Annotated in this window: 10 protein-coding genes; 8 read left to right on the plus strand and 2 right to left on the minus strand. The window is 63.8% G+C overall.

Features of this window, described 5'->3' with window-relative positions:
- From EOD15_RS20005 to EOD15_RS20040, 7 genes are all read left to right on the plus strand, one after another.
- Positions 1 to 280 (plus strand): PfkB family carbohydrate kinase (locus EOD15_RS20005; protein ID WP_245463717.1); only part of this gene is annotated, 280 nt, incomplete at its 5' end.
- A 58-nt stretch (positions 281 to 338) separates the two neighbouring features.
- A complete protein-coding gene (locus EOD15_RS20010) occupies positions 339 to 1,400 on the plus strand; it encodes an ABC transporter substrate-binding protein (protein WP_127273265.1) in 1,062 nt (353 codons plus the stop codon).
- Positions 1,401 to 1,466: 66 nt separating this feature from the next.
- On the plus strand, positions 1,467 to 2,330 hold the full coding sequence (locus tag EOD15_RS20015; protein ID WP_127317861.1) for an ABC transporter permease: 864 nt from the start codon (positions 1,467 to 1,469) through the stop codon (positions 2,328 to 2,330).
- Positions 2,330 to 3,118 carry an ABC transporter permease gene (locus tag EOD15_RS20020; RefSeq protein WP_127317863.1) on the plus strand — a complete coding sequence of 263 codons (789 nt, stop codon included), beginning with the start codon at positions 2,330 to 2,332 and terminating at the stop codon, positions 3,116 to 3,118. Before EOD15_RS20015 ends, EOD15_RS20020 begins: the two co-directional genes overlap by 1 nt.
- Positions 3,118 to 4,182: an ABC transporter ATP-binding protein gene (locus EOD15_RS20025; RefSeq protein ID WP_127317865.1), complete on the plus strand. Its 1,065-nt coding sequence runs from the start codon at positions 3,118 to 3,120 to the stop codon at positions 4,180 to 4,182. The genes EOD15_RS20020 and EOD15_RS20025 overlap by 1 nt, the downstream gene beginning before the upstream one ends.
- A 234-nt stretch (positions 4,183 to 4,416) precedes the next feature.
- Entirely contained in the window at positions 4,417 to 5,667 is a 1,251-nt protein-coding gene (locus EOD15_RS20035; protein WP_127317869.1) for an aconitase X, read from the plus strand.
- Complete coding sequence (locus EOD15_RS20040; RefSeq protein ID WP_127317871.1) at positions 5,664 to 6,122, plus strand: DUF126 domain-containing protein; 459 nt, start codon at positions 5,664 to 5,666, stop codon at positions 6,120 to 6,122. Before EOD15_RS20035 ends, EOD15_RS20040 begins: the two co-directional genes overlap by 4 nt.
- Here the strand turns inward: EOD15_RS20040 and EOD15_RS20045 are convergent.
- Both EOD15_RS20045 and EOD15_RS20050 read right to left on the minus strand, forming a co-directional pair.
- The gene (locus EOD15_RS20045) at positions 6,083 to 7,168 is read right to left on the minus strand and encodes a siderophore-interacting protein (RefSeq protein ID WP_127317873.1); all 1,086 of its coding nucleotides are present in this window, start codon (positions 7,166 to 7,168) and stop codon (positions 6,083 to 6,085) included. The genes EOD15_RS20040 and EOD15_RS20045 overlap by 40 nt on opposite strands.
- A gap of 2 nt (positions 7,169 to 7,170) precedes the next feature.
- Positions 7,171 to 9,297 (minus strand): TonB-dependent hemoglobin/transferrin/lactoferrin family receptor, encoded by a 2,127-nt coding sequence (locus EOD15_RS20050; protein ID WP_127317875.1) that lies wholly within the window; start codon positions 9,295 to 9,297, stop codon positions 7,171 to 7,173.
- A 390-nt stretch (positions 9,298 to 9,687) separates the two neighbouring features.
- Here EOD15_RS20050 and EOD15_RS20055 point away from each other — a divergent pair.
- On the plus strand, positions 9,688 to 10,373 hold a 686-nt coding region (locus EOD15_RS20055), incomplete at its 3' end, for an ABC transporter substrate-binding protein (protein WP_245463718.1).

Below are 10,373 nucleotides of genomic sequence, written 5' to 3' on the forward strand. Positions count from 1 at the left end.
CGTACGGTTGGCCAACGGGTCAGCGCAGACCATTGCCGGCTTCAAGGTCAACGCCGTCGACACCAATGGCGCCGGCGACACCCATATCGGCGCTTTTGTCAGCGCGTTGGCGCGCGGCACCCCGCCCTTCGAGGCAGCGCGCTATGCCAATGCTGCGGCGGCCATTTCGGTTACCCGCCATGGTGGCTCGTCGGCGCCGACGAACCGTGAAATCCAGACATTCCTGAGCCATGCCGCCGACCCATCGGGAGCAGGCCGGACACAGAAGGCCAATGCATAACAGCTGGAAAAGCCTGACAAGCTCGGGAACCGGGCAAACCCACAGAGAGGAACCAACCATGCGCATGCCTGATTTGACTGCTCTGCTGACGGCGACCGCCGTCTTTACCTCCGCACTCGCGTTCGCCGCCAAGGCCGACGAAGTGCATGTGCTCAACTGGAAGGGTTACGGCGCCGACGAACCGTGGGCCGTCGAGGCTTTCGAAAAGGCGACCGGCAACAAGGTCGTCAACGACTTCTTCAATTCCGAACAGGAAATGCTGACCAAGATCCGGACCAATCCCGGCCTCTATGACGTGGTCATGATCAACGCGGCCTTCAACGACCAGGCGATGGCCGGGAAACTGATCCAGCCGATCGACGTTTCCAAGCTGCCGAACTATGCCGACATCAGCAAGGACAAGGCGGGATCACCGATGCTCGTCCACGACGGCAAGGTCTATGGCGTGCCGTGGGTATGGGGCCTCACCGCACTCGCCATCAACGAAAAGTCCTTCGACAAGCCACCGACGAGCATCGCCGAAATGTGGGATGCCGCCCACAAGGGCCGCGTCGTAATTCGCGACGATGCCGTTGAAGCGGTGCAGTTCGGCGCCATCGCCACCGGCCAGAACATCAACGACATCAAGGATATGGATGCGGTCAAGACGAAGCTGACCTCGCTGATGCCGCAGATCAAGACCTTCTGGAGCTCGGAAAACGACTGGAACCAGATGGTCGCCTCCAACCAGATCGACATCGGCACCTATTGGAGCGGCTCGGCCGATCGCGCCAAGACGCATTTCAAGCTGCCGGTCTCGCTGGTGGTGCCGCAGGAAGGCGCCGTCGCCTGGCTCGACGCGTTTTCGATTCCGGTCGGCGCCAAGAACGTCGCCGGCGCCGAGGCCTTCATCAACTACATGATCGACCCGAAATTCTATGTCGAATGGGTCACCAAGGTCGGTGCTCCCGTCTCCGCCAACACCAAGGCGGTGGAAGCGCTGCCCGAGGATGCCTTCAACCGCAAGGTCATGGGTGATCCCGAAGTGGCCAAGCGCATCCAGTTCCAGGCGCCGATCACCGACGCCCAGCGCGAAGCCTATCTGGCACTCTGGCAGCAGCTTAAGGTCGACGTGAAGTAAGATCACAGCCAGGCCAGCCGGCGGTTTGCGTCGGCTGGTTCTTCCAATCCTGGGAGGGAGGGTACCATGGCAGCTGCGACAGCGTCGCGAAGCGGGCTAAGATCGGCATTGCCGCTGCTGGCACCGGCCTATCTCTGGCTGACGGTGGCGATCTTCCTGCCGCTATCCGCTATGGTCTTCTTCTCGTTCATGACCGAGCTGCCGCTGTCGGGAAAGCCGTGGGCGTTCACGCTTGGCAACTATGCCGCCTTCTTCTCGCAGAGCCTCTATCTGACGCTGCTGCTGGCCTCGCTGCGCCTTGGCCTCGAAGTGACGCTGTGGTGCGTCGTCATCGGCTATCCCGCGGCCTATGTGCTCGCCAAGGTGCTGAAGGGGCGCAGCCGCGAGGCGATCTTCCTGCTCGTCATCCTGCCGTTCTGGTCGAACGGGTTGGTGCGCATCTTTTCCTGGGCGATGGTTTTGCGCGAAGGCGGCATCCTCGACACCGCGCTTAATGCCGTGCTGCCGTTCAAGATCAACATCGACCTCATGTATTCCTATCCGGCCGTCATCATCGGGCTGGTGCATTCCTATGTGCCCTACATGGTGCTGACCTGTTATCTCACGCTGCAGGCGATCGACGACTCGCTGATCGAGGCCGGGCGTTCGCTCGGCGCCTCGCGGCTCCAGGTGCTGAAGCGGGTGATCATCCCGCTGTCCATGCCCGGATTGGTGGCGGGTGCGGCGCTGATCTTCGTGCCGGTCGTCGGCTCGTTCATGGAACCGCGCATCCTCGGCGGCCGCACCGGCACCTTCTACGGCACGGTCATCGAGGACCAGTTCGTAGCCGTGTTCAACTGGCCGCTCGGTGCGGCGCTCTCCTTCATCCTGCTGGCGGTGGTGCTGGTCATCCTGGCGGTGGCGTCGCCGGTGCTGCGGAGGGCTGCGTGATGACGACGACCCGCATCCTCGAAGGACTCGGCCGCCTCTATATCTGGCTGCTGCTCGCCTTTCTTTATCTGCCGATCATCATCATGGCGCTGATGTCGTTCAACGTTTCTCCCTTCTACCAATTGCCGTTCGAATGGACGACCGAATGGTATGCTTCGCTGTGGCAGAATGACCAACTGATCGCAGCGACCTGGAACAGCGTCGAGATCGCGATCATCACCACGATCATCTGCGTCGTGCTCGGCTCGGCGGCATCACTGGCGCTCTATCGCTACGAATTTCGTGGCAAGAAGTTCCTGCAGGCGCTTTTGTTTCCGCCGATCGCCATACCGTGGCTGATCACCGGCACGGCAATGCTGATTTTCTTCTTCGGCGTCGGTATCGGCCGTGGCCTGCATGCGATCCTGCTCGGCCATGTCGCATTGGCGCTGCCCTATGTCATCGTCGTCGTCTCGGCCCGGCTGCAGACCTTCGCGCCGGAGCTGGAAGAGGCGGCGCGCTCGCTCGGCGCCAACCAGTGGCAGGTGACGCGCCGCGTCACGCTGCCCTGGATCATGCCCGGCGTCATCGCCGGCGGGCTGTTCGCGTTTGCCGTTTCGTTCGACCAGTTCGTGGTGTCCTATTTCCTGGCGACGCCGGGCCAGACGACGCTGCCGGTCGAAATCTACGCCGCGATCCGCAAGGGTTTCACGCCCGAGATCAACGCGGTCTCGACCATCATCATTGTCGTGTCGATGGCGCTGATGCTGCTGACGGCGCGGTTCTTCAAATTCGGCGGAGAGAAATAATGGCCGGCGTGCAGGTATCTGATGTCTCGCGCAGCTTTGGCGCACACAAGGCGCTGGACAACGTCTCCATCGACTTCGCCGATGGCGGCTTCTACGCGCTGCTCGGGCCGTCGGGCAGCGGCAAGACCACGTTGCTGCGGCAGATCGCCGGTTTCGATTTTCCTGACTCGGGTCGCATCACCATCGGCGGCGAGAGCGTCGAGCGGGTGCCCGTCGAGAAGCGTCGTATCGGCATGGTGTTCCAGAACTATGCGCTGTTTCCCAATATGAGCGTCGCCGACAATGTCGCCTTCGGCCTGTCGGTGCGCGGCGAGGCCAGGGCGATCATCGCTACCGAGGTGCAGCGCGCTCTCGATCTGGTGCAGCTTGGCAAGCTCGGTGGCCGCCGGCCGCATCAGCTCTCCGGCGGCCAGCGCCAGCGTGTGGCTCTCGCCCGCGCCATCGTCACCAAGCCGCGCGTGCTGCTGCTCGACGAGCCATTGGGCGCGCTCGACAAGGCGTTGCGTGTCGACATGCAGATTGAGCTCAAGCGCATCCAGCGCGAGATCGGCATCACCACCATCTTCGTCACCCACGACCAGGAAGAAGCGCTGACGATGAGTGACCGCATCGGCATATTGCGCGACGGAAGGCTGGTGCAGGAAGGGCCGCCTGAGGAAATTTATGATCGGCCAAAGAGCGAGTTCGCCGCCACCTTCCTCGGCGATGCCAACATCTTTCGCGGCGATACGACGGGCGATGGCATCCGGCTGCCGGACGGCACGGCGATTGCCGCCGGCGCGGGTGCCAAGCTTGCCGCCGGCGCCAAGGCGAGCTGTGCCGTGCGCCCCGAACGCATCCGCATCGCCACGGATGCCGGAGCACCGGATGGCACCGCCAACATGCTCAAGGGGCAGGTTTCCAAGCGCATCTTCGCCGGCAACAACAGCACCTATTTCGTCGAGCGTGGCGGCCAGACGTTGAAGGTGATTGTACAGAACACGGGTGTCGACAGGCTGGCGGAAGGTCAGGACGTCGTTCTGCGCTGGTCGCCGGAGAGTACGGTGTTGATCGCGGCGGGTTAAGTAGGACTGTGGACGGATGGGATGGTTGGCGTTCCGTGGCGGCCCCCTCTGTCCTGCCGTACATCTCCCCCTCAAGTGGGGAGATCGGCTGTCATCGTTGGTTTCGCAAATCTCCCACATTGCAAAAAGTGCAATAAGGCCGAAGCTGCCGATCTCTCCACTTGTGGGGGAGATGCCCAGCAGGGCAGAGGGGGCGCTGTCCTTCCCTCCTTTCCGACAAAGCCCGGAGCTGCGATGACGCTGGAACTGACCGCACAGGACCGAGCCATGCTCGATGGCGAGCAGGGCCCGTCCGCCGCCGCCGCGATGAAGATCCTGGTCGCGTTTTCCAATGCGGTCGGGGCGGGCTGCCTGCTCGACATTGCCGGCGCCCATATCGATGGCTGTCTTTACCACGGCAAGGCCGGTCTCGATTTCGTCGAGCGGCTGGTCGAAGGCGGTGGCCGCGTTCAGGTGCCGACGACGCTGAATGTCGGTTCGTTCGATCTCATCCATCCCGGCATGGTCAAGATGCCCCTAGCGGAAGAGGTGCCGGCGCGGCGGCTGATGAAGGCGCATCTGGAACTCGGCTGCCAGGCGACCTTCACCTGCGCCCCCTACCAGACGCGCTTTCGGCCAAGCTTTGGCCAGCAGATCGCCTGGGGTGAGTCCAACGCCATCGTCTTTGCCAATTCGGTGATCGGCGCGCGCACCAACCGCTATGGCGATTTCATCGATCTGTGCTGCGCCATGACCGGCCGCGCGCCGGCCTGGGGCCTGCATCTGAGCGAGAACCGGCGCGGCCGGATCCTGTTCGAACTGGATGTTCCAGACGGCGAGCTGAGTGACAGCCTTTTCGTCGGCGTCGGGCTAATCATAGGGCAAGCGAGTGGCGACCGCGTTCCGGTGATTGCCGGTCTGCCGCGGCCGCGTGACGAGGACCAGCTGAAGGCGCTGGGTGCGGCGGCTGCAACGACGGGTGCTGTGGCGCTGTTCCATGCGGTCGGCATCACGCCGGAAGCGATGACGCTCGATGAGGCGTTCCAGGGTCATGCGCCTGACGAGACGATCCGCATCACCCGCGCCGATATCGGCCATGCGCTGGCCAGGCTATCGAGCGTGCCGGATGGCGCGCCGCTAGCGGCCGTGTCGCTCGGCACGCCGCATTTTTCGCATGAGGAATGGATGCGACTGTTGCCGTTGCTGCGCGAGGCAGCACCCGAAAGGCGCATCCCGATCTATGTCAACACGGGCCGTGCGACCCTGGCGAGACTGCAGGAGGAGGGCGCGCTGGTGGGCATGGAGGCGTTCGGTCTGATCCCGGTCGCCGATACCTGCACCTATGTCACATCGATCCTGGAACGCCTCGACGGCGTGGTCATGACCAATTCCGGCAAATGGGCGCATTACGCGCCGGGCAATATCGGCGTGTCCGTCGCCTTCGCCGAGATGGAGGATTGCATCCGCTCCGCTGCCGTCGGGCATGTCGTGCGGAGCGCCTCATGACGCGACCGGTGGAACGAACCGGCATCTTCCAGTTGGCCGGCGAAGCCAGGGGCCAGGCGCTGGTGTATTCGCAACCGCTGAGCTTCTGGGGCGGCATCGATGCCGAGACGGGCGACATAACAGACCATTCGCATCCCGGTCTCGGCCAGAATGTCGCTGGCAAGATCCTGGTCATGCCGAGCGGGCGCGGCTCATCGTCTTCATCCTCGGTCCTGGCCGAGGCGATCCGCAGGGGAACCGCGCCAACCGGGATTCTTCTGGAGCGGCCGGACCCGATCCTGGCGGTCGGCGCCATCGTTGCCGAATTTCTTTATGACATCCGCATGCCGCTGGTGGTTTGCGATATTTCGAACCTTGTCTCCGGTGATCAAATTGATATCGGCATCGGCAAAGACGGGGGGCCGATCGTCAGAGTTCACCCTGCCATCAATCCGGCAGAGCCACGCCGCCAATAGGCGGCCGCCAGCGTTTGATCGCGACCAAGGCCCAGCGTGTCGCGCCAGTATTCGCGCACGATCTTGGCGGCAGCGGCTTCCGCCGCGAACCAGCCGAAGGCCGAGCCGCCTTGCGGCCACGCCACCGAGCGGACAGCCTCGGCGAGCAGTCTGTCCTCGCCCGCCGCCACGCCATCCCGTGTCAGCCAATGCACTTCGATGCGGGTGGCATTGTTGATCGCTTGCCTTTCGCCATCATTGGCGATCTCGACAAAGGCGACGCCCTTTGTCTCGGCCGGTAGCGTCTCCAGCAGCCGCGCCAGCGCCGGCAAGCCGGTTTCGTCGGCGCCCAAGACATACCATTCTGCCTGCCGCACCGGACGGCCGACCGGCCCCATGATGCCAACCTTCATGCCGGGCGCTGCCTGCATGGCCCAGGCGGAGCCGACGCTGTCACCCGGATGGATCAGGAAGTCGACGTCGATGAGGCCCGTTTCCACGTCGAGCGTGCGGATGGTGTAGACGCGCGCCACCGGGCGCCGGTCGTCGGCGGGCCAAGCCGGCAGGCCATTGCCGCCGAGCACCGGCCACAGCGGATCGGGCACCTCCCTGGTCGGAAACAGCATGCGGATGTGCATGCCGCCGAATTTGGTGAAACGCGAGAGATTCTCGCCGGCCAGCCGGATGCGGCGCATGTGCGGGGTGAGGTCGCGAATATCCGTCACCACCATCTCGCGGAACTGGGCGAGGCTGGTTTCGCCTGAGAGATCGCCGGTCCAGACGATCTCGGGGTTTTCCTCCTTGGCGTAGACCTGTACGGCTGTGGCCAGCAGGTCCTTGATACGGGCGAGCCCGTCGCGGTCGGCAGCATTGGCCCGCATCACCAGCCGTTCCATGTCGAAAGAGGCCCCGCCGAAGGCAAAGCGGAAATCGATGCGCTTTCCCTCATGCGAGGCATCGGCCTCGAAGCTCCGCAGCCTGTCTGAGATGCTGTCCATGTAGTCCGGCAGACGCCTCAGGTTGAGCCGCGCCTCGCAGGCCAGTTCACGCACCGATGCTTCGTTCATTGTCAGCCTCCGATCCTGCCGGTGAGGGCCACCTTGAAGGTGCGGCCCTTGCCCTGTTCGGTTGCCGCCGAGGTCGACCATGCGCTTTGCGGGTCGGTGTAGGCGGTGTTGAAGATGTTATCGACGCCGAAATCGAGCTTGAGGTTGTCGTTGATGGCCCAGTTGGCGAAGACATTGACCAGATCGAAGGCGTCGTCGACAATCGGCACGGCGTTGGGATTGGTGCGGCTGGTGCGGGTGATCTTGCCGACGCTGAGATATTGCGCGCCGACCGTGAGCTGGTCCTCCAGCATGCGAAAGCCGATTGTGGCCGAGAAGCGGTCGAGCGGCGTATTGTTCAGCGCCTGGCCGGAATAGACGCCGCTGACGACCTTGGCGTTGATCAGCGCACCGGCGAGGTTCACGAAACCCCAGTTGTAGTCATAGACCATCTCGGCCTCGACGCCCTTCAGGCGGGCGTCGCCGATGTTGATTGCCGTGCGCGGCAGGACGGTGAGGTCGACGTCGATATAGTCCTCGACGTCGGTGTGGAAGACGTTGAGCTTGGCGCGCAACCGGTCGCCCGGCGTCAGCAAATCATCGTATTTGACATTGATGCCGGCTTCCCAGCTCTTCGCCGTTTCGGGCTGCAGCAGGAGATTGGGCCGATAGGTGTCGCCGCCGCCATGCGCGCCGCCGCCACGGAAGACATCCTGCAGGCCAGGCGCCCGGTAGCCTTCGGAGTAGGTGCCATAGAGCTGAAAGCCGTCAAACGGCGTGACGCCGACGGTGAGGCGCGGCGACCAGCGATCGCCGGAGATCGAGGCTTCCTGTGGCGACGGGATGCGCGTCTCGCCATCGAGCTGGTAGCCGTCATAGCGCATCGCAGCTATGGCCTGCAGCCAGTCCTCGTAATCGCCCTGCCACTGCAGGAAGCCGCCATAGCCCTGCTGTTCGCCAGCGCCGAAATGCGCCGCTTCCGAGGAGGCTTCGAGATAGTAGTAATCGAGTCCGTAGGTCAGTGTGTGGGCCAGCCCCCAGGCGTCGAAGCGCGAGGAGTTCTTCACGTTGAAGCCCGAGGTGGCGACATCATAGAAACGGAAATTGCCGATCCCTGAGGCGGGCGCGACCTGCGTCTGCTCGGCGCGGGTGCGGTTGTGATAGGCATTGGCGCTGAAGTCGATCAGCGCGTTGTCGTCGGGCTTCCAGGTATAGGCGGCGGTGTAGGTTTGGTTGGTGGTGTTGGTGTCGTAGCGGCTCAGTGTCGGCGAGGTCGAGCCGCTCGATCCGCTGATCTGGTCGTTGTAGCGCTGCAGGATGGCGCCGAGCTTCAGCTCGTGGCCATCGGCCGGCCGCAGAGTCGTCTTCAGATAGCCGCTGGTCACCCGCTCGCCGGTCCACGGCACGGTGTCGCCATTGCCGTCGGTGTAGCTGTCGCGGTCGCGATAGATGAGGTTGCCGATGATGTCGGCATCGTCGCTGAAACGGTAGGCGCCGGTGGTGCTGGTGGTGAAGCCGTCGCCATTGTCCTCGTAGCCGAGCTTCTCGCTCAGCGCCCAGCGTTCATCCTTCTTGAGGAAATCACCGGCATCCTTGGTCTCGAAGGAGACGACCCCGCCGATGCCGCCCGAACCATAGGCGTTCGAAACCGGGCCGCGAATGACGGTGGCCTCCTTGATGAGGTCAGGTTCGACATAGAACGAGCCAGAACCATGACCGACGCGCCAATAGTCCTGGCGGGCGCCGTCGAGCGTCACGACGACGCGGCCATATTGTTCCAGGCCGCGAATGTTAATGGCGGTCGCCGGGTCGTCGCCATTCATCGAGGCGGCGACGCCGGGCGTGGTGCGGAAGATGTCGGCGGCTGTGTCGGGCTGGATGCGGTCGAGTTCGTCCTGATCGATGGCGCTGATGGCGGCCATCGATTCGATCACCGCCGTCTTGATCATCGTTGCCGAGATGGTGATCACGTCGAGCATCGTCGCCGGCTGGTTCTGCGCGGGATTGGCCGGCGCCAGGCGGCCGGCCTTGGCGGCGGCCTTTTTCTCTTGGTCCTGTTCCTGCGCGCTGGCAAAGGGCACAGCGCATAGGCCGAGCACGAAGGCGAGCGCGGTGCTCGCCATCAAGGTCGTGTTTGTTGTCGTTGTCATGCAGCCCCCAAGCAAAAGCAAAACTGCTGGCGGTGGCTGAAGGGCCTTGGCTGGCATGATCGAGAATCCCTCGACCAGGCGGGTCGGGGCAGGGGTCACATATTAAAACATGATGACATGAGTCAACTTTAATTTTATAGCCGACCGTCATCGAGAAGCATCTGGCACGGAGCAGCGGCATGGTCGGAAGTGTGGGCGAGGGCAAGAGGATCGGCTGGTTGCAACCAGGCAGGATCGCGGCGATGCTGCTTCTGGCACTGTCGGTGCTGGCGCCTTCTTGTGGCTTCAAGGCGCTGGCCGCCGAGACGGTTGTCGATGCGCTGGGGCGAAGCGTCGTGCCGGGCGCGGCGACCCGAATCGTGACGCTCGGTCTCCGACGTCACCGAGATCGTGCACGCGCTCGGCGCCGGCGAGCGGATCATCGCCGTCGATCGCGGCAGCAAATATCCGCCATCCGTAACCGGGAAGCCCAATGTCGGCTACCGCCGCCAGCTTTCGGTCGAGGGGCTGGCGAGCTTGCGTCCCGATCTGATCCTGGCGGCCGAGGACAGCGGGCCGCCGGAGGCGGTCGAGGTGCTGAAGTCGCTGGCGATCCCGATCGTCTTCGTCCCGCAGGACAACACCCCGCAAGGCATCGAGCGCAAGATCACCCTGATCGCCGCCAGCCTTGGGCTCGAGGACAAGGGCAAGGTGGTTTCCGCCGAGGTGCTCACCGCCTTTCAGACGGCAGCCGATCTGGCAGCAAAAATCCCGCCGGAGCGGCGCAAGAAAGTGGTGTTCTTCCATGGCCTTGTGAAGCTGAGCGCAGCCGGTGCCGGCACCTCGGCCGACGCCATCATCCGCTACGCCGGCGGCCGCAACCCGATGGATGTCGTGCAGGGCTACAAGGCGGCATCAGAGGAAAAGCTGATCGAGATGGCGCCTGATGTCATCCTGATGATGAGCGACGGCAAGGGTGGCCCGACGCCCGAGCAGGTGTTCGGCAACCGCGCGCTGGCGGCAACGCCGGCGGCGGCCAACAAGGCGCTGGTCGTGCTTGACGGCGCCTACATGATCGGCTTCGGCCCGCGCACATC

Origin of the sequence: Mesorhizobium sp. M7A.T.Ca.US.000.02.2.1 (assembly GCF_003996995.1) — a bacterium.
Lineage (GTDB): Bacteria > Pseudomonadota > Alphaproteobacteria > Rhizobiales > Rhizobiaceae > Mesorhizobium.